Origin of the sequence: Thioalkalivibrio sp. HL-Eb18, assembly GCF_000364985.1 — a bacterium.
GTDB lineage: Bacteria > Pseudomonadota > Gammaproteobacteria > Ectothiorhodospirales > Ectothiorhodospiraceae > Thioalkalivibrio.
In genome coordinates this window covers 109,858-133,002 of the sequence record NZ_KB822966.1, presented here as the reverse complement: position 1 = coordinate 133,002, position 23,145 = coordinate 109,858, and the positions used below count along the sequence as shown (strand labels likewise).

General features: G+C 64.6%; 30 protein-coding genes. 5 read left to right on the top strand and 25 right to left on the bottom strand.

Annotation, left to right across the window (positions count from 1 at the left end):
• Positions 1-117: 117 nt before the first annotated feature.
• The 3 genes from F813_RS0107250 to F813_RS0107240 are packed head-to-tail and all read right to left on the bottom strand — an operon-like array spanning position 118 to position 1,800.
• On the bottom strand, positions 118-600 hold the full coding sequence (locus tag F813_RS0107250) for a gamma-glutamylcyclotransferase (protein WP_017926051.1): 483 nt from the start codon (positions 598-600) through the stop codon (positions 118-120).
• A 2-nt stretch (positions 601-602) separates the two neighbouring features.
• A complete protein-coding gene (locus F813_RS0107245; RefSeq protein WP_012981866.1) occupies positions 603-1,115 on the bottom strand; it encodes a YcgN family cysteine cluster protein in 513 nt (170 codons plus the stop codon).
• Complete coding sequence (locus tag F813_RS0107240) at positions 1,108-1,800, bottom strand: hypothetical protein (protein ID WP_012981865.1); 693 nt, start codon at positions 1,798-1,800, stop codon at positions 1,108-1,110. The genes F813_RS0107245 and F813_RS0107240 overlap by 8 nt, the downstream gene beginning before the upstream one ends.
• An 89-nt stretch (positions 1,801-1,889) precedes the next feature.
• On the opposite strand from F813_RS0107240, the gene F813_RS0107235 reads away from it, so the two are divergent.
• The 3 genes from F813_RS0107235 to F813_RS0107225 are packed head-to-tail and all read left to right on the top strand — an operon-like array spanning position 1,890 to position 3,758.
• Positions 1,890-3,014 carry a hypothetical protein gene (locus F813_RS0107235; RefSeq protein ID WP_017926050.1) on the top strand — a complete coding sequence of 375 codons (1,125 nt, stop codon included), beginning with the start codon at positions 1,890-1,892 and terminating at the stop codon, positions 3,012-3,014.
• Positions 3,015-3,073: 59 nt separating this feature from the next.
• Positions 3,074-3,289, top strand: coding sequence for a hypothetical protein (locus tag F813_RS0107230; RefSeq protein WP_012981863.1), 216 nt, complete (start codon positions 3,074-3,076; stop codon positions 3,287-3,289).
• Positions 3,290-3,314: 25 nt separating this feature from the next.
• Positions 3,315-3,758, top strand: a complete 444-nt coding sequence (locus F813_RS0107225) for a hypothetical protein (RefSeq protein ID WP_017926049.1) — start codon at positions 3,315-3,317, stop codon at positions 3,756-3,758.
• Positions 3,759-3,788: 30 nt separating this feature from the next.
• Here the strand turns inward: F813_RS0107225 and F813_RS0107220 are convergent, their stop codons facing one another.
• Positions 3,789-4,460, bottom strand: a complete 672-nt coding sequence (locus F813_RS0107220; RefSeq protein ID WP_012981861.1) for a tetratricopeptide repeat protein — start codon at positions 4,458-4,460, stop codon at positions 3,789-3,791.
• Positions 4,461-4,697: 237 nt separating this feature from the next.
• Here F813_RS0107220 and F813_RS0107215 point away from each other — a divergent pair, with 237 nt between their 5' ends.
• On the top strand, positions 4,698-4,964 hold the full coding sequence (locus F813_RS0107215; RefSeq protein WP_012981860.1) for a hypothetical protein: 267 nt from the start codon (positions 4,698-4,700) through the stop codon (positions 4,962-4,964).
• Between the two features lie 143 nt (positions 4,965-5,107).
• Here F813_RS0107215 and F813_RS0107210 read toward each other — a convergent pair whose 3' ends face one another.
• From F813_RS0107210 to ffh, 21 genes are all read right to left on the bottom strand, one after another.
• A complete protein-coding gene (locus F813_RS0107210) occupies positions 5,108-5,299 on the bottom strand; it encodes a hypothetical protein (RefSeq protein WP_012981859.1) in 192 nt (63 codons plus the stop codon).
• A gap of 319 nt (positions 5,300-5,618) precedes the next feature.
• Entirely contained in the window at positions 5,619-7,715 is a 2,097-nt protein-coding gene (locus F813_RS0107205) for a TonB-dependent receptor domain-containing protein (protein ID WP_026148182.1), read from the bottom strand.
• 251 nt (positions 7,716-7,966) lie between these two features.
• A complete protein-coding gene (hemP, locus tag F813_RS0107200; RefSeq protein WP_026148181.1) occupies positions 7,967-8,173 on the bottom strand; it encodes a hemin uptake protein HemP in 207 nt (68 codons plus the stop codon).
• Positions 8,174-8,221: 48 nt separating this feature from the next.
• Positions 8,222-8,698, bottom strand: coding sequence for a bacterioferritin (gene bfr, locus F813_RS0107195; protein WP_017926045.1), 477 nt, complete (start codon positions 8,696-8,698; stop codon positions 8,222-8,224).
• A gap of 232 nt (positions 8,699-8,930) precedes the next feature.
• Entirely contained in the window at positions 8,931-9,365 is a 435-nt protein-coding gene (locus F813_RS0107190) for a hypothetical protein (RefSeq protein ID WP_012981855.1), read from the bottom strand.
• Positions 9,366-9,454: 89 nt separating this feature from the next.
• Entirely contained in the window at positions 9,455-10,342 is an 888-nt protein-coding gene (locus F813_RS0107185; RefSeq protein ID WP_017926044.1) for an energy transducer TonB, read from the bottom strand.
• Positions 10,342-10,764: a biopolymer transporter ExbD gene (locus F813_RS0107180; RefSeq protein WP_012981853.1), complete on the bottom strand. Its 423-nt coding sequence runs from the start codon at positions 10,762-10,764 to the stop codon at positions 10,342-10,344. The genes F813_RS0107185 and F813_RS0107180 overlap by 1 nt, the downstream gene beginning before the upstream one ends.
• Positions 10,761-11,159, bottom strand: coding sequence for a biopolymer transporter ExbD (locus tag F813_RS0107175; protein WP_012981852.1), 399 nt, complete (start codon positions 11,157-11,159; stop codon positions 10,761-10,763). The genes F813_RS0107180 and F813_RS0107175 overlap by 4 nt, the downstream gene beginning before the upstream one ends.
• The gene (locus F813_RS0107170; RefSeq protein ID WP_012981851.1) at positions 11,146-11,895 is read right to left on the bottom strand and encodes a MotA/TolQ/ExbB proton channel family protein; all 750 of its coding nucleotides are present in this window, start codon (positions 11,893-11,895) and stop codon (positions 11,146-11,148) included. The genes F813_RS0107175 and F813_RS0107170 overlap by 14 nt, the downstream gene beginning before the upstream one ends.
• A 163-nt stretch (positions 11,896-12,058) precedes the next feature.
• Positions 12,059-12,313: a bacterioferritin-associated ferredoxin gene (locus F813_RS14030; protein ID WP_012981850.1), complete on the bottom strand. Its 255-nt coding sequence runs from the start codon at positions 12,311-12,313 to the stop codon at positions 12,059-12,061.
• A gap of 225 nt (positions 12,314-12,538) precedes the next feature.
• The gene (locus F813_RS0107165) at positions 12,539-13,021 is read right to left on the bottom strand and encodes a peptidylprolyl isomerase (RefSeq protein WP_012981849.1); all 483 of its coding nucleotides are present in this window, start codon (positions 13,019-13,021) and stop codon (positions 12,539-12,541) included.
• Positions 13,022-13,139: 118 nt separating this feature from the next.
• Positions 13,140-15,062, bottom strand: a complete 1,923-nt coding sequence (gene htpG, locus F813_RS0107160) for a molecular chaperone HtpG (RefSeq protein WP_017926043.1) — start codon at positions 15,060-15,062, stop codon at positions 13,140-13,142.
• Positions 15,063-15,271: 209 nt separating this feature from the next.
• The gene (soxX, locus tag F813_RS0107155; protein ID WP_017926042.1) at positions 15,272-15,955 is read right to left on the bottom strand and encodes a sulfur oxidation c-type cytochrome SoxX; all 684 of its coding nucleotides are present in this window, start codon (positions 15,953-15,955) and stop codon (positions 15,272-15,274) included.
• 251 nt (positions 15,956-16,206) lie between these two features.
• Positions 16,207-16,896 carry a sulfur oxidation c-type cytochrome SoxX gene (soxX, locus tag F813_RS0107150; protein ID WP_017926041.1) on the bottom strand — a complete coding sequence of 230 codons (690 nt, stop codon included), beginning with the start codon at positions 16,894-16,896 and terminating at the stop codon, positions 16,207-16,209.
• Between the two features lie 27 nt (positions 16,897-16,923).
• On the bottom strand, positions 16,924-17,742 hold the full coding sequence (soxA, locus tag F813_RS0107145) for a sulfur oxidation c-type cytochrome SoxA (protein WP_017926040.1): 819 nt from the start codon (positions 17,740-17,742) through the stop codon (positions 16,924-16,926).
• 367 nt (positions 17,743-18,109) lie between these two features.
• Entirely contained in the window at positions 18,110-18,685 is a 576-nt protein-coding gene (locus F813_RS0107140) for a methylated-DNA--[protein]-cysteine S-methyltransferase (RefSeq protein ID WP_017926039.1), read from the bottom strand.
• Entirely contained in the window at positions 18,685-19,050 is a 366-nt protein-coding gene (gene rplS / locus F813_RS0107135; protein WP_012981843.1) for a 50S ribosomal protein L19, read from the bottom strand. Before rplS ends, F813_RS0107140 begins: the two co-directional genes overlap by 1 nt.
• Before the next feature lie 9 nt (positions 19,051-19,059).
• A complete protein-coding gene (trmD, locus tag F813_RS0107130) occupies positions 19,060-19,827 on the bottom strand; it encodes a tRNA (guanosine(37)-N1)-methyltransferase TrmD (protein WP_017926038.1) in 768 nt (255 codons plus the stop codon).
• An 8-nt stretch (positions 19,828-19,835) separates the two neighbouring features.
• The gene (gene rimM, locus F813_RS0107125; RefSeq protein WP_017926037.1) at positions 19,836-20,345 is read right to left on the bottom strand and encodes a ribosome maturation factor RimM; all 510 of its coding nucleotides are present in this window, start codon (positions 20,343-20,345) and stop codon (positions 19,836-19,838) included.
• A gap of 44 nt (positions 20,346-20,389) precedes the next feature.
• The gene (gene rpsP / locus F813_RS0107120) at positions 20,390-20,647 is read right to left on the bottom strand and encodes a 30S ribosomal protein S16 (protein ID WP_012981840.1); all 258 of its coding nucleotides are present in this window, start codon (positions 20,645-20,647) and stop codon (positions 20,390-20,392) included.
• Between the two features lie 103 nt (positions 20,648-20,750).
• Positions 20,751-22,139, bottom strand: coding sequence for a signal recognition particle protein (gene ffh, locus F813_RS0107115; RefSeq protein WP_017926036.1), 1,389 nt, complete (start codon positions 22,137-22,139; stop codon positions 20,751-20,753).
• Between the two features lie 156 nt (positions 22,140-22,295).
• Between ffh and F813_RS0107110 the strand changes: the two genes are divergently transcribed.
• Positions 22,296-23,096, top strand: coding sequence for an inner membrane protein YpjD (locus F813_RS0107110; protein WP_012981838.1), 801 nt, complete (start codon positions 22,296-22,298; stop codon positions 23,094-23,096).
• The last annotated feature ends 49 nt before the right edge of the window (positions 23,097-23,145 follow it).

The window sequence follows — 23,145 nt, the reverse complement described above, 5'->3', positions numbered from 1 at the left end:
AGCGTGGAACCTATCTCAGCCCCAATGTGATGCGATTCGCTGCGCCCATCAGCATCCTACACCCCGCGCGGATCGTGGAGCGGACGCTACAGGACCACCACAGCTGAGCCAGGCGGTTCAGGGCCGTGCCGGCCAGGTGCCGTCCGCCAGATGAAGCGCGCCGGGCGGCAGGCGTGGCATCCAGTAGACCCAGAGGGCAGCCGGACCATCCTCGGTCCAGGCGGGCACCAGGGCGCGGCGATACTCCCCGCGGCCGTCCGGGCGTACACCCTCGAGGGCGTCGACGTGCGGCAGGGTCCGTGGCGGGTCGGGCAGGCGAATCCACTCGCCGTGCACAAGCCCCTGCGTCCCCTCCGGGGCTGGCTGCGTCAGACCCCGAAAGCGGTGCTGACGCCCCGCGTCACGGGCCGGGTCCTGACCGGCCTTCAGGAGAATGCTGTTGTCGGGAATCTGCACGGCGGGATAACCCACGGGCAGGTCATAGAGCTGTCCGGCAATCGTGGCGGCGCGGATCTTCAGGGCCTTCTTGCAGAACGTCCGGTGGTTGGCGAAGCCCTGCTTCAGTGTCCCGTACACGAACAGGTCGACGTAGCCCGACATCGCTACTCCTGCGGGAGCCGTACCACCGGGCGCCACAGACGCGCGGACTCCGGCACCTCGCCGGGCCAGTCGACCACGTAGTCGATCAGGGGGAGGTCCGGGGCATCACACTCGCGGATGACCCGGCCGGCCACCGAGACGCGGGCTTGCTTGACCGTCTCCGGATCGCCCGTCAGCAGCGGGTGCCAGGTGGGCAGCGGCTGGCCTTCGAAGCGCAGTCGGTAGGCGCAGGTCGGCGGCAGCCAGTGGTAGCTGGCCAGGTCTTCCAGGGTGAGCTGGATGCAGTCGGGCACGAAGTTGCGGCGATTTGCGTAGTCCGAACAGGCGCCGGTCTCGCAGTCGAGCAGGTCGCAGGCCAGCCAGGTAAAGGCCAGGTCACCCGAATCCTCGTCTTCCAGCTTGTGCAGGCAGCAGCGGCCGCAGCCGTCGCAAAGGGCCTCCCACTCGGCGTGGCTCAGCGTCTCGAGCGGGCGCTCCCAGAACGGGACCGGGGGCTCGTCTGCAGGGTCACTCATGGTCCTCGCCGAGCATGCGCCGTCCTTCATCACGCAAACGACTCACCGTCTGGGCCCAGCGCTCCTGGGTGACAAAATGCATCAGCACGCGGCCCCGGCGCGGCACCATGATGGCCAGGCCGCGGTCGGGATAAAGCCAGTAGCTGTGGTCGGAATCGACCTGCATACGTTCGGCCGGTTCGCCAAAGCGCTCCACCAGAACGTCGTGGGTCCAGCGCGCGCGGGGGATGTAGCTCATCTCGACGATCGGCACATTGCCCAGCGAACTGAGCGCCTCGTCGCTCAACCCGTAGCGCCATGCCCCGCTGGGCATGGGCCGATCGGAGGTCGTCTGGGACTCGATGCGATCAAGGTCGGCCTCGTCCAGATCCGGGCGCAGAACCAGGTTCGTCTCGAACGGGGGAATGCGCGCGTTCACGTAATAGGCCTCGACCGAACGGCTCCCGTCCGGGTCCACGAACAGGCGGATATCCGGCACCGGCAGACGGCCCATCTGGTCCGCCATGGTGGATTCACCCAGCGTAATACCCAGCACGCGGGTACGCTGCTCGTCGATCACCTGCACCTGCCAGGGCAGGTCGGTGAACTGCTGGGTACGCTGACCGCCCGGGTTGGAATAGACCCACATCGCCAGCGCCATAATCACGGCCATCGCGATCAGTCCCACGATCCAGCGTATCTGCATGCCTTGCACTCTCCGACGCGGGGCGGCCCCGGCGCGCCGGCTCTCGTATAATGCCGGCCCTCCCGCTGACCACCGGATGACAGCCCGCCATGTTCTCACGTTTGTCCGCCTGGATCACCGCCCGCTCCGTGCCTGCCGGCAGTGCCGGCCGCATCGTCGTGCTGGCCCCGAAACAGACCCTGCTGGCCGCCAGCGACTGGCTGGACGACCTGGCCGCTACCGCGGGCCCACTGACGCTCGGCGTGACCGATTCCGAGCGCGACGGAGAACTGCCCGACCCGGGTGGTGACCGGCCCACCGTGGCGCTGCTGCCGAATCTGGCCCGGGAACGGCTGGCACGCCTGCAGCCACGGGCCGTGGTCGTCATCGGCCCGGCGGGCGAACTGGGTCCGCCACTCGCCGCAATCACCGTGCCCCGCCTCTGGGTGAACGCCGAGGGCGACGCCCCGGCTGGCGTCGAGTGGACCGGGATCTTCGCCGCGCGCGCTCAGGCCTGCAAAGCGCCCGGGGCACAGGTGATCGGCGATCCGCTCGCCGGCGCCGTCGAACTGCCCGCAGCCCCGCCTCCCGACTCGGACTTCTGCGAACGCTTCCGCGAATACCACGAGAAGGGGCACCCCATCCTGCTCGCCCCCAACACGGGGCCTGGCGAAGAGGCCTTTGCGTTCGCCGCGCTGTTCGCCGTGCTGCGCCAAACCGCCGCGATCCTGCTGCTGGCGCCCGCGGATCGCGAGCGTCACGAGCCGGTGTACCGCGACGCGATCAAGTATTCGCTTCCCATCATCCGCCACAACCGCTTCATGACGTCCTTTGTCCCCCGCAAGAATCGGGTGTACTACATCGAGGACCCCGACACCCTGCATTCGGCCTATGGCTGCGCACACGTGACCCTCCCTGGCGGCACACTGGCCGCCAGCGAGACGCCGCCGGATCTCGCGCTGCCCCTGGCCTACGGCAGTGCCGTTGTTTGTGGCCCGGCGGACAATCCGGCTCAGCCGGACGCCGCTACCCGCCTGCGGCTGGCCGCCGAGCACACCGGCCTGGTGTCGCGCGGCAGCACACCGGAAGAGGTGGCCGACGAGGTCCTCGCACGCCTGGCCGAGGGCCGGACCGCACAGGATCGACGCGATGACCTGGCGCAATGGCAGCAGCGCCAGGCCAATGCCCGCTCCACCATTCGCGATGCCCTGACCGGCAGTCTCGCCAACGCATGAAGCGTCTTCCAAGTAATTGATCTATAATTGTCAAGACGTTCATTTAACGGATTCACCCGATGATCGATGGCAGCGCGTCCCTGACGGGCATCCAGAATGGGGTCACCCGCCTGCGCCAGCAGGCGCATACGGTGGCCACCGAGCCGGCCGGCGGGCGCGAAAGCACAACCGCACAGGTCGGCATGATCGCGAGCCAGAATCAGGTCGAGGCCTCGGTGAAAACCCTGCAGGCCGAAGATCGCATGATCGGCTCGCTGCTGGACGTGCGCGCCTGAGAAGGCGGATTCCGGGAGGCGCAGGATGGAAGTCCCCGTCAGTAATCCTTCAGCGGCAGTCCCGCTCGGCACGCGGCCGACGGGTTCCGATCGCCTGGGACTCGGCCAGACCTCGGCACCCGCGGAGTTTGACCGCCCGCTGAACGACCCCGAGGCCGGCGAGGCCCGCCGTCCGATCGAGGACGATGCGGAGCAGGATAGCGATCGCCGCGGTGGCGACCAGAGTGACCGCTCACTGGATTTCGGCGCGCGTTCCGAACAGGAACTGTCGAGCCGTGCGCGCATCAGCGCCGAGCAGGAGGCGGCCCGCATGCGCCGCGATGGCGACACGCCGGACGATTCAGCGATTCGTGATGGCAGTTCGCTGGGGCAGGACGGCGTCGAGGCCTTGCGCCGTCGGGTGGAACTGGCCGTGCGCCTGGCAGGCCCCACTGAGGAGCCACGGCGCGAACTTAACGTGGTGGTCTAGTCACGCCACCTTACGCACCAACCCCGCCGGTTATTGCAACCGCGTCACCGGCTGTCCCTGACTTTGCAGCCACTCGCGGGCCTTCTCGCCCGCATGCAAGCGCTCGTCGGGAGACAGCTCCCGGGCCACGCGCTCGCGATAGCGGGCGGCATTGGCCACGCCCATTTCAGCGGCAATCGCGTACCACTTGAACGCCGACACGTCCGAGCGCTCCACACCCTCACCCATCGCGAACAGCCGCCCCAGATTCGCGGCACCCCGGCCCTCGCCACCCTCGGCTGCCAGCAGGTACCACTGCGCGGCCTGCTCGGCGTCCTGGGGCAGCCCGCGGCCCTCATCGAACTTGAGTCCGAGATTGAACATCGCCTGGGCATTGCCGCGCTCGGCGGCTACGTGAAACCAGCGGGCGGCCTCGTTGGCATCGGGGGCGACGCCATCGCCCTGTTCGTAGAGGACCGCGAGATTGAAGGCGGCATCCGGAAAGCCGGCCTCCGCGGCTCGGCGGTACCAGCGGGCGGCTGCTTCCGGATTGCGCGGCTGATATTGCCCCTCGTCGGCCAGTACACCCAGGTTGTAGGCGCAGCGGGCATCGCCAGCAGCGGCACCGGCACGCCAGCCATCGATCGCGGCCTCGATATCGCCGCGCCCCCAGGCCTTGCGGGCCTGTTCCACGAGGTTTTCCAGTTCTGGAGTATCAGCCATCGTTATGTCTTGCGAACCCGATATTGTCCGGGACCCTCCGGGTAGTAGTGAGTTCACTTTAACGCCCCCCCATGCGGAGGGCGATTTGGCACACAGTCTTTCGTGACGGCCGGCACAGCCGGGGACGCTCCGAAAAATTCGGTCGAACTCATGAAAACGGCGATTGTCCCCTGACCGGAAAGCAGAGTGTTTTCACACACGACTCATCCAAGCCTTCGAGCAACAAGGAGAGCCATCATGAAACGATCCACTGGAATTCTGGCAACGCTTGCGATCGCCCCGTTTGCCCTGATCCTGGCCGGCTGCGGCAATGGCGACATGGACATGGAAGAATTCGAGCAGCAGCAGATGGAGCAGCAGGAACAGGGCGGGGGTGAACCGATGCAACCGCCGGCCGATGAGGGCATGCAACAGCAGCAGCCCCCGCAGGAAGGCGGCCAGATGCCGGATGAAGAGGGCAGCATGGAACCGCCCGCGGACGGGGGTGGTGAACAGGACTTCTAGTCCTGCTGCACGCCTGAAGCGTACGAAGGGAGGGGCCTGTCCCCTCCTTTTTTGTGCCCGGCCGACTGCCCCGGACACAAAATCAAAAAGGGCAGCGACAACGGCCGCTGCCCTCCTGGATCAGAAAACCTGACAACTGGCAATCAGTTGTCGAAGGTGTCTTCCATCTCTTCGCCCGCATCTTCCATCGTATCGCCGGCATCATCCATGGCGTCATCAATGTCTTCGCCCGCCTCTTCGGCCGGGCCCTGGTTGTCACAGCCGGCGAGGCTGGCACCGCCCAGCGCCAGCATCAGCGCCAGGAAGAAAATCGTCAGTCGAGACTTGTTGAGCATCGGTTCGCTCCTTTACCGGAAAATGGATCCTTCTCGTAGATAGTCCAATCGGCGACCTCTGTCGAGGACCGCCGCTTGCTGGACTCGGGCGTTGGGACCGTCCACAACACCGAACGATCACTGCAATCCACGCATCGACCCTGGTTTTGTGAAGTCTGTCGCGGCGCTCGGACCGAAGCTTCAATCCATGCTTCCAGGCTCAAGGCCGGCAATAGGGGCGCAGACGACCTCGTCCTTATTGCGTCTGGATCCAAGGCCCGACCGGCCAACCCGCCGGGATCTATCCGAGCCGAGCCGCCCCGTTCTCGGCGGCCGCAGCTCAGAACCGGTGTTTCAAACCGACGGAAATCGTACGGGGTTGGTTCGGCCGGGCTCCGTAGGGCGAACGTGCCACGATGCGTTGCTCATCGAAAACGTTGCTGGCCCGCAGGAAGATGTCGGTCTGGCTGGATAGTGCATAACGGCTTGTCAGATCAACCGTCATCAAAGAATCCGTCTCGTCAAAGGACGATCCACTGCGATTGCAACCAACCGAGCTACAGGACGAATCGGTGTAGTTCAGCACCGCATAGTGATCCCAGCCACTGGGATGCTCCAGGCCCGCGCGCAGGTTGAGTTGATGGCGCGGGATATCCTGCAGGTGATCGCCCTTCTCCAGACCCTGTGCCGGGTTGTCGCGACTGATGCGCGCCCGGGTATAGGTATAGGCGGCCGACACCGGCACTTGAAAACGTCCCATGGCAAATTGCGTCCCGGCCTGGAGTTCAAGCCCGGAGATCTCCGCTTCACCGGTGGTGAACGTGCCGGAAGTGGAGCCATCCGAGCAGGGCGAGCCTACCGAACAATCCTCTCTCTGGTCGGTAAAGTCGCTATGGAAACCAATCGCCTCGACAAAAAGGTTATTGGTTCGATAACGCCCTCCAAGCTCCCAGTTGATGCTGGTCTCGGGTTGCTCACCGTCGCTCGATCCACCACCCAGAGGCGAGAAACCGCGATGAACCCCCGCCAGTAGCTGCCAATTGTCGTTGACATCGAACGTCATGGAAGCCCCGGGCAACCATTCGCTGTAGGCGTTCGAGCGCCGGTCTTCCACGGTGTTCCGACCCGGGTCGGCATATTGGACACGGGACGTCCTCACATCCTCGTAGCGCATCGCGAGATTCAGTCGCAGGCGGTTCGTCACTCGCCATTCATCGGTGATCCAGAGGCTCCAGGCCTTGGCATCCTCGAGACGGTTATTGCTACCAGTCGGTTCGACGCGACTCTGGCGTACCAACGAACCATTAACCTGGTCATAGAGTTCGTCTGGCTGGAACCGATCCATTTCGTCTTCGTGATAACGCACTCCCGTACGAATCCAGTGATCACCCAAAGCCAGGTCAAACTCGGTTTGCACTCCCTGGGAGACGTACTCTCGATTGTTGTTGCGATAGGTCAACTCGCCACCCGAGGTATCTTCCGTTCCCTGAAGGATCCGATAGGCACGTTCATCGCCCTCGTTGGCATCCGCCACCAGATCGCCGCTCAACTTGAACCAATTGCGAGCGGTATCGTTACGGTAGACCGTCGAAGTCTGGCGCACGTGGGGCGACCAGTCGAATTCATGCGTAAGGCTGGCACCCTGATGCTCGACATCCATCTGATCAATCTCGGACAGCCCGTAACGGCGATTCGGCGCACGGGAGAAGTCGCCATCGGTCAAGCCAAGGTAGGTCTCGTTGGAAACCTCCTCGGAATGCTGTGCCTTGATCTCGACGCTCTGACGGTCCCCGTCCCACCGAAGCTTCGCGACATAATCCTCGACTCGGAAACCACTGTCCCGGTTACTGCGGTCGATATCCTTGAACCCATCGTTACGGCGCTGGACCGTTTCGACCATGTAGCTCCAATCCCCCACGCGGTCGCCCCAGGTCCCGTGTACGTCCAGCCCTCCACGCTCACCGACGACGGTCTCGATACTGCCTTGACGCTCGGTCGGGATCGGAGTCGACAGCAGATTGACCACCCCGCCGGTTGTTTGCGGCCCATGCCGTAGCAGCGGCGCACCCTTGAGAATTTCAATGGAGTGGATACGTTTGGTGGTCGGAAAATAGTACGCCGCCGGGTTGGAGTATGGCGCTGGCGCCATCAACACCCCGTCCTCCATGATGGTGACCTTGCTGCTGCGGCCCGGGGGCGCGGCCCGGACCCCAATGTTCGGCCTTAGCCCATAACCCTCTTCTTCACGCACATACATGCCCGGGACGGTCTTAAGAGCCTGATGGATATCGGTCGTGCCATCCAGTTCCAACTGTTCGGGTTCCACAACGGCACCCGAACCAGCCAGATCCCGGGCATGCACAGAGTCACCAATGATCTGCACGGGTGCCAAGTGCGTTGGCTCCGCATCCTGGGCCTGGGCCACCGGGACTCCCATAACCCCCAGAACCGCAAGCGTGACAGCGTGGCGGCGCCAGTCCCTACGATTGCGGGTGTATGGGGTGGTCAGAAGTCCCACCTGACGGCATTTCGTCTTTCGAGCCATGAGTTTTCTCCCTCTATTCGGACAGCAGACGTCGTGCCACGGGCGACAAACGTCCGTAGCAGTCGTGATTTAAGGCTGGCTGAGGGAGAAGGTCCCTTGGCTGGCGGGGCCGTATCGGTCGAGACGGCGGTGTAAAGCTCGTTTTACTTGTTCAGAATCAACTTCTTGCTGGAAGTCACCCGAAGGGTGTAACACTGCCCTTCGTGGCGGATAAACAGGCGGTCGGCATCACGCAGCAATTCACTCGAGGCAACCTCTCTCGGCGTACCGAGAGAGTGATCATGCGTCCTCGGGCTCACTGGAGATGCGTCAGTGGATTCCGGGATACGCCTGCCTTCGCTGGAACTCATGATTGCCTCCCCGACCGCCCTGAAGCGCGGTCGAACTTGTTGAAACGGTTACGACGCGGAGCTCGCCTGGCTCTGCTCGTAGTTCTGCAAACCGATGCGATCGATGAGCTGCAACTGGGTCTCCAGCCAGTCGATATGGCTTTCTTCACTGTCCAGGATCTTCTGCAGCAGATCTCGCGTCACAAAATCCCGCACCTGTTCGCAATGGGCAATCGCGTCGCGGTAGACAGGGGTACCCGCGTGCTCGAGGGCCAGATCCGCTTCCAGAATCTCGCGGGTGTTCTCGCCAATACTCAGCGTGCCTAGGTCCTGCAGGTTGGGCAGCCCTTCGAGAAACAGGATGCGGTTGATCAGCTCGTCCGCGTGTTTCATCTCGTCGATCGATTCTTCATATTCGGCCGCGGCCAGTTTCTCCAGCCCCCAGTCCTTGAACATGCGGGAATGGAGGAAATACTGGTTTATCGCGGTCAACTCGCCCTTGAGGGCCTGGTTGAGGTAACGAATTACATCCTTATCGCCTTGCATCAGAACTCTCCTGAGAAGATATTTTGGGGTTGGTCGGGTCAAACGCCGGATTGATTAAAGAGACCCCGGGACCGCCAGGGTCCGTCCCCACTATCCCGCCCGGCTTCGCCCGGATGCAAGGCACCCTCAACGCGTCGATACAATATCGGTAATGCGAACGATTTGCAACACCATTATCTATATTTGCAGCGAAACCGGCTGGACAGGCCACGGTAATCTCCTGGCACCTGCCTCAACGAATCAGGGGCACATCCGCCAGACTTTCGATCTCCAGCCGATCGACGCAGCCCTCTATCGCGCCCTCGGGGCCTTCGCAGGCGGCGATCTCGTTGATCAGGATTCGCCCGATGCCGTCGCAGTCCGTGTCCGGCATCCGGAAGGCCCGCACGGAAGTGCTCCCCTCCCGCAGCGGTGCCAGTTCGACTGCGGTGCGGCGCTGAATAACCCCCTCCTTGTCGAAAACCACCATATCCAGCTGGAATGATTCCAGCGCTTCACCCAGGGCATTTTCCAGTACCAGATGGGCACGACAGTCATCACCGTCGGCTTCCAGCTTGTTAAGTTGGACACTGATCTCGGGGTCCGCTTCGGCTGCCGCGTTTCCCGAAAGGCCGAATACGAAAAGGCCCGCGATCAGTATCCGGATGCTCCTGCCTGGTAAATGCATGGGTAAGTCCTCGTTTTCAACTGGGTCTGCCGCCAAGGTCCGGGTCATCGGTCCTCATGCCGGTGTCCGTGACGGTGCTCCACTCCTGGTCAGCGAATGGAAAACGTTACGGGAACCACGATCTCGAACTCGTCTCGATCGATCGCGCTCGGCGCCGGAAACGGATCGGCGCGCTCGACCATCTCCTCGACCGCCCGATCCAGGATCCGGCTGCCGGATCCCTCCTCGATCCGATAGTCGACGACGTTGCCATCTCCATCGAGCCGCAACCAGACCGATGCCGTGCCCTCTTCTCTGCGGCGCTGGGCCTGGCGCGGATAGCGTTTGTGTTGCTCCACCCAAGCCTGCAGTTCCGCAAGATAATCGGGATCCACACCCGGCTCACCACCACCTTCGGCATCAGCGTCCGCAGGAGTGGCACCGGCACCCGGAGTACCGGCTTCCTCGTCGCCAGGGTCGTCCTCGACCGCTTCGGCGTCCTCATCCGTCGGGGAGGCATCCGCGGCCTCCACAGAGTCCGCATCGGAGTCTGGCTCTGGCTCTGGCTCTGGCTCTGGCTCTGGCTCTGGCTCTGGCTCTGGCTCTGGCTCTGGCTCGGGCTCTGGCTCGGGCTCGGGCTCGGGTTCGGGTTCGGGTTCGGGTTCGGGTTCGGGTTCGGGTTCGGGTTCGGGTTCGACAACCTCGGCCTCTTCGACGGGCTGACGTTCCGGTTCCGCAGGTTCCGCGTCGACCGCTTCGACAGGCTCCGCCTCCACGGGCTCGTCGTCTACAGGCTCGGCCTCCGTAGTCTCGGCCGGCTCTGCCTGCTGGGCATGAGGAGCACCACCAGCGGCCGCCATGGAGATTTCCAGCCCGCCCACTCCGGCATCCTCGGCGCCCGCCGGCGGCTCGCGCAGCAGGAAGGCCATCGCCACCAGCAGGTGCAACGCGACCGCCAGCACGATGGCCACCATCCAGTGTCGAAACGTCGGCTGCATCAGACTTCCGGTACTGTCAGCAGATCAATGCGCTCGATCCCCGCCTCGCGCAGGCGTTCAAGCACCCCGACGACCTCGACGGCTTCCGCCCGTCCATCCGACTTCACACGGACCCGGGCCGCATCTCCGTGACGCTCGACGTGTTCGCGTACCAGGCCCGCCATTTCGTCAAGATCGACTTCATCCTGATTAACCGCCAGCCGGCCCTCGGTCCCGATGATCACCATGAACTCGTCCGGCCCGGGCTGGCCATCCACGGCCGACTCCACCGGTTCGACCTCGAACGGATCGATCGCGCTCAACTGGCCAGCCACCATAAAGAAGATCAACAACAGGAAAACAATGTTGATCAGCGGCAGGATGCTCTCGTCGTCGTTGCGCGGGCGATGGGCAACCTGAAAGTGGCGACGCTGTCCGATCATGGCTGTGCCTGCCGGATTACCGAAAGATTGCGCGCCCCAACATCTGCGAGTCCCTCCAGCACGTTGACGGTGTCCTGCATGCTGACCCCCGGGGCCGGCATCACCAGGACCCGCGTGTCCGCTTCTTCGCGCACGCGCGCGCTGATACGGTCGTGCAGGTCGCCCTCCGACAGCATCTCTCCCGCCAGCCGCAGCCCGTCCGACCGGATCTCGACCAGCATGGCGCCTTCCATCGAGCCGGCCCCACCGGCCTCGGCCGGCGCCTCGAGTTGCACCGCGCGCCACTCAAGGAAGCTCGAGGCGAGCATGAAGAACACGAGCAGGATGAAGACGACATCGATCAGCGGAGTGAGGCTGATCAGATTGCGTCGGCGCGGGCGGCTAGTGTCCAGCATCGGCCGTTCGGGGCAGAGCGCCCCCAGGCGAGTTTGCCTCGTCAGCCTCGCAAGGCCTCGGTTGGACCGGGCTCTCGGCGGTCAGGGGTACGGCCGCGTACTGCCCCCCGGTGAACAGGCGGGTCACGGCATCATCCATGCGGTGCGCGACCCGCTCCACCCGCGTCTCCAGCCAGTTGAGTGCCGCCACGACCGGGATCGCGACCGCCAGCCCGACGGCGGTCGTCAGCAGGGCCTCCCAGATACCACCGGACAGGACCGCCGGGTCCACCTGACTTCCGGCCTCTTCCATCGCTCGGAAGGCGCGGATCATCCCCATCACGGTACCCAGCAGGCCCAGCAAAGGCGCCAGCGCGCCGATCACTTCGAGTGGCCGCAGCCCCTGACGCAGGGACTGGATGGTCGCGTTACCGTAGCGCACGACCTCCTCCCGCACGATGGACTCCGACGCGCCGGCCTGCAGGCCCCGGATGCCCCGCGCCACCGCCCGCGCGGCGGGATTGGGGGTGGCCTCGGCACACTGGATCGCACCCTGGATATCCCCGCGGTGGAAGCGGTTCAGCGCTTCATCCGCCGGACGCACATCGGTGACCCTCATGCGCCACAACTGCCACAGCTTGACCAGCACAAAGGCCAGTGCGACCACCGAGGCCCCCAGCAGGATCAGGACGACGGGCCCACCCGCGTCGAGAAAGCCGGCCAAGCGCTCCGATGGAATCCATTGATCGAAATTCATCGCTAAGCTCCGAGCGTTCTGAAAATGCACACCGCCCCATGCAAGCAACGCCTGGCAACGGACGTAGCACGATGGCCCATGGCAGGCGACGGTATGGGCAAAAAATGGGCGCGGCGGACCCGCCACCGCGCCCCACTACAATACGATAAAGCGAATGATGGACTTACATGGCCACGGCGGGGTCGGGTCGCCCGACAGGCTCCGGGGGCGTCCGCGCTCCCGACACCTGCAGCACATTCACGGCGGTATCACGGGAGCACCCCTTCAGCAGGCAATTGGCTCGACGAGCGCACTTGCCACATTCGGAACTCACACCCAGTCGATCACGAAGATCCCGCATACGCAGGCCTTCCTGGCTGGAGTCGATCAATTCCCGGATATCGCGCTCGCGAACCGATTTGCAGATACAGACGATCATCACCTTCCTCGACCTACCTGACTGTCGAGGCAGACGATACGATGACTGAGAATGGTTTTCAACACCATTAGCGATTGGAAGGGTTTCGCATGCTGGAGGAGTGCACCGCACTGCCACCCCGCGCACCCAGACGAAAAAAGCCCCGCATTCGCGGGGCCTCAATAAAGCGCTTGGCAGGCCAGGAAACGCGATGTATGCGCGTCCTTCGAGGCCCTGGCAACAAACTCAGTGCTGGTGACCGCCGACGCCGTGGGCGTGGCCGTGCTCCAGCTCCTCGGCGGAGGCCTCGCGCACTTCGACAACTTCGACGTCGAAGTTGAGGTTTTCGCCGGCCAGCGGGTGATTGCCGTCCACGGTCGCGGTGTCGCCCTCGACCTTGGTCACGGTCACGGTCAGCGGACCATTCTGAGTCTCGGCCTGGAACTGCATGCCCGGCTGCACGGAATCCACGCCCTGGAAGGCCTCCAGCGGGATCTCCTGCACCATGGCGTCGATTTTCTCGCCGTAACCCTCGGCGGGGGCGACCTTGGCCTGAACCTTGTCACCGGCGGCCTTGCCCTCGAGCTCGCGCTCGAGCCCCGGGACCAGCTGACCGTTCCCGTGCAGATAGGCCAGCGGCTCGCGGCCCTCGGAGCTGTCGATGGTCTCGCCAGCGTCGTTGGTCAGGGTGTAGTGGATGGACACCACGGCGTTTTGTGCAACTTGCATGGGCTTGGCCCTCTCGATATATGAGCCGCATAGGGTAACGCGCGTACCCCCGCGACGTCAGGTCCACCCGCTTCCGGGACGGATTCCAGGGAGGGGCGGACCCTTCCCGGCTTGGCCGTCAGGCCTTTTGCAGCAGCAGGCGGTTCAGGCGCGAGACGAAGCCGGAGGGGTCTTCAAGCTGTCCCCCTTCGGCCAGCAGTGACTGGTCAAACAGCAGCGATGCCAGATCGTCGAAGTCGTCCCCTTCGGCGGTGCGCAGACGCTCGACCAGCGGGTGCTTCGGATTGATCTCGAGCACCGGCTTGCTGGAGAAAGTCTCCTGACCAGCCTGCTTGAGCAGCTCCTGCAGATACAGCGCCATCTCGTGCTCGCCGAGCACGATACAGGCCGGGGAATCCACCAGACGCTTCGAGGGTCGCACGGAGTCGACCCGCTCGCCCAGCGCAGCCTGGATGCGCTCCGGCAGATCGCCCAGGTCCTCGTCGGCCTTCGCGCTGTCGTCCGCGGCATCCTTTTTCGCCGCGTCTTCGCCAATGATCTTGTCCAGGTCGAGGTCGCCCTTGGCGACATTCTTGATCGGCTTGCCGTCGAACTCGCGCAGGTGCGACAGCAGCCATTCGTCGACCCGGTCGGACAGCAGCAGCACCTCGATACCATGCTTGCGGAAGATCTCCAGGTGCGGGCTGTTGCGCGCCGCGCTGGCGTTGTCCGCGGTAATCACGTAGACCGCGTCCTGCCCGTCTTTCATCCGGCCGATGTAGTCGGCCAACGAGACGTTCTGGGTGTCATCACTGTTATGTGTGCTGGCGAAGCGCAGCAGGCCCGCGATCTGTTCGCGGTTCGCGTAGTCCTCGCCCGGGCCCTCCTTCAGCACGCGACCGAAGTTCTGCCAGATGTCGGCGTATTTCTCCGGCTCGTTCTTCGCAATGTTCTCCAGCAGGCCGAGGATCTTCTTCACCGAGCCGGAACGGATGGAATCCACCAGACGGTTGTCCTGCAGGATCTCGCGCGAGACGTTCAGCGGCAGATCGGCCGAGTCCACCACCCCGCGCACGAAACGCAGGTAGTTGGGCAGCAGCTTCTCGGCGTCGTCCATGATGAACACGCGCTTCACGTAGAGCTTGACGCCGTGGCGCGCGTCGCGGTCCCACAGGTCGAACGGGGCGCGCTTCGGGATGTAGAACAGCGTGGTGTACTCCTGGCGCCCCTCGACATGGTTGTGGGTCCAGGCGGCCGGATCCTCGAAGTCGTGCGCGACGTGCTTGTAGAACTCACGGTATTCGTCGTCGCTGATCTCGCTCTTCGGCCGGGTCCACAGCGCGCTGGCACGGTTGACGGTCTCCCACTCGTCGGTGGGCTTGCCGTCGTCATCCATCTTGCGCATGCGGATCGGGAACGCCACGTGGTCGGAATAGCGGCTGATGATGTGACGCAGACGGAACAGCTCGAGGAACTCGTCGGCGTCCTCTTTCAGCGTCAGCGTGATCTCGGTACCCGCCTCGGGGCACTCGCAGTCGCTCAGGCTGTACTCGCCGTCGCCGCGCGACTCCCAGCGGGTGCCGCTGGCCTCGGGCGTCCCCGCTCGACGGGTCTCGAGGCGGACGTGGTCGGCCACGATGAACGAGGAATAGAACCCGACGCCGAACTGGCCGATCAGCTGCGAGTCCTTTTTCTGGTCTCCGGTCAACTTCTCGAGGAAGGCCTTCGTGCCGGAACGCGCGATGGTGCCGATGTGCTCGATGACCTCGTCGCGCGACATGCCGATGCCGTTGTCGCGCACGGTGACAGTCCGCGCCTCCTTGTCCACCTCGACATCGATCGCCAGTTCGGCCGGCTGCGGAATCACGTCGGGCTGGGCTAGCGCCTCGAAGCGCAGCTTGTCGCAGGCGTCGGCACCGTTGGAGATCAGTTCGCGCAGAAAGATTTCGCGGTTGGAATACAGCGAATGGATCATCAGCTGAAGCAGCTGGCTGACCTCGGTCTCGAAGCGGCGGGTCTCGGTATGGCCCTCGGCGGCCGATGCGGTCTGCGTGTCCGTCATGATCCTGTACGTTCCTCTCGTGCGCTTGGATGGGTTCTACAGCACGCACCTTGGGGACGCCGTTCGCGTTTTCAAGCCCACAGGTCCCGCAAGACGTCCTGCATCCGGGGGCAACGCCCAACCCCCAAAACAAAAAAGCCACCGCGAGCAGCCCGCGGTGGCTCAAGGGGGCAGGTCCTCTCAGGCCCGCCCGCGACCGTGTGAACGGTTTACTGATTCACCGGCGAATCGGGATCCAGCAGGTAGGCCATCACGTGGCTGATCTGCTCCTCGGTCAGGAAATTGCGCCCGAATCGCGGCATGTAGGTGCAGGGGAAGTACTGGTGCGGGTTACTCACGACCTCATGGACATAGTTCAGTACTGACTCGTCGGTACCGCGCTCGCGACCGTAGTTCGCAAGACTTGGCCCGATCGTCCCGTAGGTGGTTTCCGCCGGGTCCATCTGGTGACAGGCGTAGCAGTTCCCACCCGGCTCACGGGTACCGTGGTCATCATTGTTGTGCCCGACACGATAGCCATAGCCGGAACGGGCCAGCTCAGCGCCGCGACGCCAGTCGCCCAGTTCCACACCGCCATCGGGGCGCTCGTACGCCGCGCGCGCGGCCGCGACGACCTGGCCTGCGGTTTCGCTGTCCGGGGATCCTTCGAGCGAGCACAGCGCCTGGATCTCGTCCTGCTGCATCCGTTCCCGGCCCGTACCCCCTTCCTGAACCTCCTGGTCCATGCGGTAGCTGTTGGTCTCGAGCACCAGGTGCTCGGCCAGTTCCTCGGGGCTCATCTGGGTGATATCGACCTCGCGATCCGAGGCGTCCTGAAAGAACTGGTCGCAACCCGCCAGCGCCGCCGATGCCGAAATCACCACCGCGGCAGTCAGAATTTTTTTATTGAACATCCCTGAGCCTCCCCTCACGTCCGTCACGACCGATGGCTTTCGTAGCCCATGCCGCATCAGTCCTGCGGCCCATCGGTTCCCCTGTTCAGCCCATCTGTGCGGCCCGGCGGACACGCTCGTAAAAGAGCCGTGCAAACACCCAACCGCAGAAACTTGTAAGGAAGCGGGTTGCCGCGCCTGGCGCGACAACCCGTTCTATTGCCTTGCTGCACCGGCCCCGATGGGGCCGAGCAGCTGTCGTGCAAGACGACTTACCGGTTGTTAACCGGGGACTCCGGATCGAGCAGGTAGGCCATGATGTGGCTGATCTGCTCTTCAGTCAGCAGCCCCTGGAATCGCGGCATCTGCGTGCAGGGGAAATACTGGTGCGGGTTGGAGATCACCTGATGCACATACTGACGGATCTCCTGGCTGTCGCCGCGCTGCGCACCGTAGTTTTCGAGGTTCGGGCCGATGGTGCCCTGGACCGAAACGCTCGAATCCATCACGTGGCAGTTGTAGCAGTTGCCGCCCGCCTCGCGGGTACCGTGGTCATCGGTATTGTGGCCGATACGGTAGCCGTAGCCGGAATCCGCCAGAACGGCACCCTGGCGCCAGTCACCCAGCTCGATGTCGCCTTCCGGTGCTTCGTATTGCTCACGCGCCAGAGCCACGACCTGGCCGGCGGTCTCGCCGTCCAGATCATTACGGGTGGAGTCGAACGAGCAGGCCTTCTGAATGTCGTCCTGGGTCATCCGGTCGCGCCAGCCACCGCCTTCCTGCATTTCCTGATCGCGCCAGCTGTTGGTCTCGAAGATGAGATGCTCAGCCAACTCCTCGGCGCTCATGGCCGTGATATCCACGTCATCCGCCTTGTTGCCGTCGGCGACGGCACAGCCGGCGGCCAGGGCGACGGATGCAAATGCGGCCACACCGGCCGCAACAGTGTTTTTATTAAACATACTTGATGTCTCCTATTGCGTCCGTAGTTACCGCTTCAGGTCGGGCAGGATGGCCGGTTCGCCACGCGCCGCGTCATTCCAGAAGGAGATCAGCGCGGTGTTCACCGGGGTATCCGGCAGGATACCGGCATGACGCATCTGCCATACGCAACCACGGATACGGTGGTTCTGGCTGCGGACGTTGTCTTGCCCCGCGCGGTGGGCCGGCCAGGAAACCGCCTTGGTCCACTCCTGCGAGTTACGCATTTCCGGCAGCACGGACGCACGGATCTGCTTGCCCGAATCGCCATGGCAAGCCGCGCAGTTGAAGTCCATCGCGCCGCCACGGCGGAAGAAGAGCTTCTCGCCCGCGTCACGCATCGCCTGCTCTTCCGGGTGGTCCAGCGGCGGATTCCAGGCATAGCCGGACGACTGGTGCGCGATATAAGTCGTCAGACGCATGATGTCCGAGCCGGAACCATGACGCTGGGAGACAGCGGAATCGTCGCTGGTAAAGCCCTGGATTTCCTTCATGCAGTGCACGAGGCGCTGCTCGAAGTCCATGACCTTGCCGACGTCGTCGAAGTACCGCGGCAGTTCGACGTAGGCACCTTCCAGCACGCCCTCGCCCTTGCCGAAGTCGCAGCTTTCGAGCGATGCGTTATTCGGGCCGCGCTCTTCGTGGAACAGGCGCTCGCCGTCATCCAGCAGCCACAGGGCGGGGTTGTCCGGCATCATCATGATGTTCATTTCACTCTGATGCAGGTACTTCGAGTCGGGCTGCGCCTCGAGCAGCATCTGCAGGACGTCGTTCGGATCCTGCCATTCATCCGCTTGGGCCGCGGTACCCGCAACCCCGACCGCCATTGCTACGGGCAACGCAAGCAATGCTTTCTTGAACATGGAAACCTCCATCACACGGTTTTTTCGATACGGTCCGTGACCGGAGCGGCCCGGACCTGTGTAGCAGAGTGCTGAACCGGGGTCCGTGCTGTCAACACAAAAAGCTATATTAGCTTTTTCTAACAGTCTGTTTTTCAAGGATTCTCGGAGCCCAGCACCGTCTGGCAGACGCAGCATGCGCGAATTCTATTCCGCCGGGTGATGGAATTTTCGAGGGTGTCGGCTCGTCGGCACGAGCCCGGCCAGACGGGGTGTCTGGCAAGCCATTGAACAAGGAAGGAAACCGCGCCACGCACGACGGGCACGCTGCCAGCAACTGGAGTGGAAAGCGCTAGCCGAGCTGGAGCACACCTTCGTGAACAAGCAGGGCGCGCTTCACGTCGGCCAACGGGCCATCCTGGTCGCCCGCGTAGCCACCAATGTCGCGCGTACCGCGGTGACGCGCGGACACCACGCGATGACAGGGGATGAACAACGGCCAGGGGTTGGTGCGGCAGGCCTGCCCCACGGCACGCGGGGCCGAGCCGATCTGTGAGGCAATTTGCGCATAGGTCCGCACCTCGCCAACGGGGATGGCCGAAAGTGCGGCCCAGACCCGGCGGGCGTGCTCCGTCCCCGGCGGTACCGCTGGCGTCGCCCGCCATTTGGTCGGATCGCGGGCGTAGTCTGCAGGGTCGAAGGCAGGAGGGGACCGGTCAGCGGTCGGGATATCCCGCAGCGGGGACAAATCGAGTGGATCGTCGGGGCACTGCCAGCCGCAGGCCAGCAGATCCCCCTGCCCGGACTCCAGCCACACAAAAGCCAGCGCGACTCCCGGCAGGAGACAGCGCTGGCTTCGCATGGCCGATTCAGCCGACAACGGAAAACCGGGCGGACGCGAGCGGGGCTGCGCGGCCACCCCGGCCATCAGGCGCCGTTCCGGTTCGCCTTGATGTCTTCCTTGATGCGCGCGGCCTTGCCGGTACGATCGCGCAGGAAGTAGAGCTTGGAGCGACGGACCTTGCCGCGGCGCTTCACCTTGATCTCGGCAATCTGCGGGCTGTGCGTCTGAAAGGTCCGCTCCACGCCGTTGCCGTAGGAGACCTTGCGCAGGGTGAACGCCGAGTTGAGGCCACGGCTGCGCTTGCCGATCACCACACCCTCGAAGGCCTGCAGGCGCTCACGCTCGCCTTCGCGCACCTTCACCTGCACCACCAGGGTGTCGCCCGGACCAAAGTCCGGTACGTCGGACTTCATCTGTTCGGCTTCCAGTTCCTGAATCACGCTGTTCATCGTTCGACCTCAATCATCGCTTTCGGTGTGCGGACCGCCCTTCCGTCGTTCCACACGGTATTCGTCCAACAGGGCCAGATCCTCGGCCCCGAATTCTTCGCGCGCCAGCACGTCCGGCCGCCGTTCCCACGTGCGCCCCAGCGCCTCGCGCCGCCGCCAGCGCCGGATCGCTCCATGGTCGCCACCCAGCAGCACCTGCGGTACCGCACGCCCCGCCACAACCTCTGGCCGCGTGTAGTGCGGGCAGTCGAGCAGGCCCTCGCTGAACGAGTCCTGCCCGGCGGAATCCGCGTGCCCGAGCACACCCGGGAGCAGGCGCGCACAGGCATCGATAACTACCATCGCGCCCAGCTCGCCACCGGACAGGACATAGTCGCCCAGCGACCATTCCTCGTCGACCTGCGCCTCGATAAAGCGCTCGTCGATGCCCTCGTAGCGGCCGCACACAAGTGCCACCCGCGGCTTTCTGACCAGCTCCCGCAACATCGCCTGCCGGATCGGCCGCCCCTGCGGGGTCAGGGCGATCACGTGCAGGGGCGCCGTCGCGTCGGCTCGCGCCGCCTCCAGCGCGGACGCCAGCGGCCCATACTGCATGACCATGCCGGGACCGCCACCATAGGGGCGGTCATCCACCGCCTGGTGGAAACCGGCCCCCCAGTCACGCGGGTTCCAGGTCTCCAGTGCGAGCCGTCCCTGTTGCACCGCCCGCCCGGTCACCCCGGACTCGCCCACCGCCGTTACCAGTTCCGGAAACAGCGTGACGATATCGAAGCGCATCGTCCGCCTCAGAATTCCGGATCCCAGTCGACCCGCAACCGCCGGGCCTCCAGGTCCACATCCAGGATGTACTGGCCCCGCACCCAGGGAATCAGCCGTTCGCGATCGCCGCGCACGACCAGCACATCGTTGGCGCCCGTCTCCATGAACCCGGAGATGCGCCCCAGCGCGGTCCCGTCCTGGTGCTCGACCTCCATACCCAGCAGGTCGGCCCAGTAGTACTCGCCGTCCTCGGCGGGCGGGAGCCAGTCGCGCTCGATCGCCAGCTCGGCGCCCATCAGGCCGTAGGCCGCCTCGCGATCGGCGGTCTCGGCAAACTTCATTACGACGCCGGGCCCGTGGGCCCGGCCCGCTTCGACCTCCGCCAGCCGCCAGTCAGCGCCGGAACGCAGCCACAGACGGGGGAAGTCGGCAATCGCGGCGCGTGGCTCGGTCTCGGAAAAGATCCGGACCCAGCCCTTCACGCCGTACACCCCGGAGACGCGTCCGACGCGGATGCGTTCACCCGCCTCGTTCATCACCGGAGTTCGGTCTACTACGCGTAATCAGCGAGCCGACGGCCTCAGGCCGCGGCTTGCTGCTTGCGGTAGCCCTTGACCAGGTGGTTCACGCGCTCGGACATGCCGGCGCCGTGGCCCAGCCAGTAGTCCACGCGTTCCAGGTCAATGCGCAGCGGCTCTTCCTGACCGCGGGCGACCGGGTTGAAGAAGCCGATCTGTTCCTTGTAGCCGCTGTCCCGACGCTTGCGCGAATCGGTGACGACGATCGAGTAGAACGGGCGCTTTTTGGCGCCGCGGCGAAGCAGGCGAATCGTAACCATATGTTCTGTTGAACCCCGTTTGAGTCCGTTTTCTCGAGAAAACGCGCGATTATAACGAATCCCGCCGCCAGCACAAGGTGCCGAGGCCGGTAGCGTCCTCCGGCTAGCGGAACGGCATGCCCCCACCGGGGCCACCCATTCCACCCATGCCGCCCAATTTTCCACCCAGGGCGCGCATCATCTTCGATGCGCCACCCTTGGAGAATTTTTTCATCGCCTTGCTCATCTGCGCGTGCTGCTTGAGCAGGCGGTTCACATCCTGGATCTGGGTGCCGGACCCGGCGGCAATCCGGCGCTTGCGCGAACCCTTGATGATGTCCGGGTGGCGACGCTCGTGCTCGGTCATCGACGAAATCACCGCCATCATGCGACCGATCTCCTTGTCGTTGGCCTGGTTCTTCACCGCGTCCGGCAGCTTGCCGCCGCCGGGCAGCTTTTCCAGCATCGAGCTGATCCCGCCCATCTTCTGCATCTGACCGAGCTGTTCGCGCAGGTCGTTCAGGTCAAAGCCGCGCCCCTTCTTCAGCTTGCGCGTGAGCTTGGCGGCCTTGTCCTGGTCGACCTGGCGGCTGGCCTCCTCGACCAGCGACAGGACATCGCCCTTGCCCAGGATGCGCGAGGCGATACGCTCGGGGTGGAACGGCTCCAGCGCATCCGGGCGCTCGCCCATGCCGATGAACTTGATCGGCACCCCTGTGATCTGGCGCACCGACAGCGCAGCGCCGCCGCGGGCGTCACCGTCAGCCTTGGTGAGCACCACCCCCGTCAGCGGCAGGGCCTCGCCAAAAGCGCGCGCGGTGTTCGCCGCGTCCTGGCCGGTCATGGAGTCGACCACAAACAGGGTCTCGATCGGGTCGATCGCCTGATGCAGGGCCTTCACCTCGGCCATCATGTCTTCGTCGACATGCAGCCGCCCGGCGGTATCCACCAGCAGCACCTCGGTACCATCGCGGCGCGCCCGGGCAACGGCCTCGCTCGCGATCGCCTCGGGCTTCTGGCTGGTATCGCTGGGATAGAACGTGACCTCGACCTGCCCGGCCAGGGTCTCCAGCTGCTGGATCGCCGCCGGCCGATAGACGTCGCAGCTGACCACCGCGACCTTCTTCTTCTCGCGCTCGCGCAACAGGCGCGCGAGCTTGCCGATACTGGTGGTCTTGCCCGCGCCCTGCAGACCGGCCACCAGCACCACGGCCGGCGGCTGGACCGCCAGATTCAGCGCGGCGTTCTCCCCGCCCATCGTCGCAATCAGCTCGTCATGGACGACCTTGATCAGGGCCTGCCCCGGGGTCAGGCTCCCGATGACCTCCTGGCCCAGCGCCTTTTCCTTGACGTCCTTGACGAACTCGCGCACCACCGGCAGGGCCACATCGGCCTCCAGCAGTGCCATGCGCACCTCGCGCAGGGCGTCCTGAATATTGTCCTCGGTGAGCCGCGCCTGGCCTTTCAGGCGCTTCATGGTCTCCTGGAGGCGGCTGGAAAGGCCGTCGAACATCGTCTGTCCTCGTCTCGCTCGTTCTGGCCCGGCCCGTGCCGGGAAAGACCGTACAGTATAGCGGCCTCGCCACCCGGCCTGCACGGCCCCAGTCGTGTTCCGGGATTGCCGCCCCGAATGTGCATTCAGGATCGGGAGCGGGGATAATCGCCGCCCATGACCACCGTTGCCGGATTGCTTGCCGTAGCGCTGTATCTCGCCACCACGGGATACCTGATCGTCGCCACCCGCACCCAGCCCCTGGCCGCCGGGCAGCCCCGCGCGCCCCTGGTGCTCTGGCTGGCGGCCCTGATCGTGCACCTGGCGGCACTGATCCCGCTGGTCGTAACCGAGGCCGGGCTGAACCTGTGCCTGGGCAATGCCCTGTCCGCGTCGCTGTGGCTGGTGGCTGCGCTGTTGTGGCTGACCGCCCTGCGCCACCCGCTGGCCGTACTGGGCGTGATGATCCTGCCGCTGACTGCGCTGGCCGCCCTTGGCGCACTGCTGTGCGAAGACGGTACCCGCTACGCAACCTCGGCCGGGATCGACGTGCATATCCTGTTCTCGGCGCTCGGATGGGCCTTCCTCGCGCTGTCCACGGCCCAAGCCGCAGTCATGGCTGCCCAGCACCGCGCACTGCACAACCATCACACCTCGGGGATCGTGCGCTACCTGCCGCCGCTGTTCTCGATGGAGGTCTGGTTGTTCCGCATGATCTTCATCGGCTGGCTGTTCCTTGGGCTCAGCCTGCTCTCCGGCCTGATCTTCGTCGACGACCTGTTCGCCCAGCATCTGGTACACAAGACCATCCTGTCGCTGCTGGCCTGGGTGATCTTCTCCATCCTGCTGCTCGGACGCTGGCGCCTGGGCTGGCGCGGGACGCGCGCCCTTGCATGGACTACTGGCGGCTTCGTGGTGCTGGTGCTGGCCTACTTTGGCTCCAAGCTGGTGCTGGAAGTCATCCTCGGGCGTGTCTGATGGCACTCCCGGCCGGCCGGCTTGACACCCCGGCGGCGCTTGCCTGAAA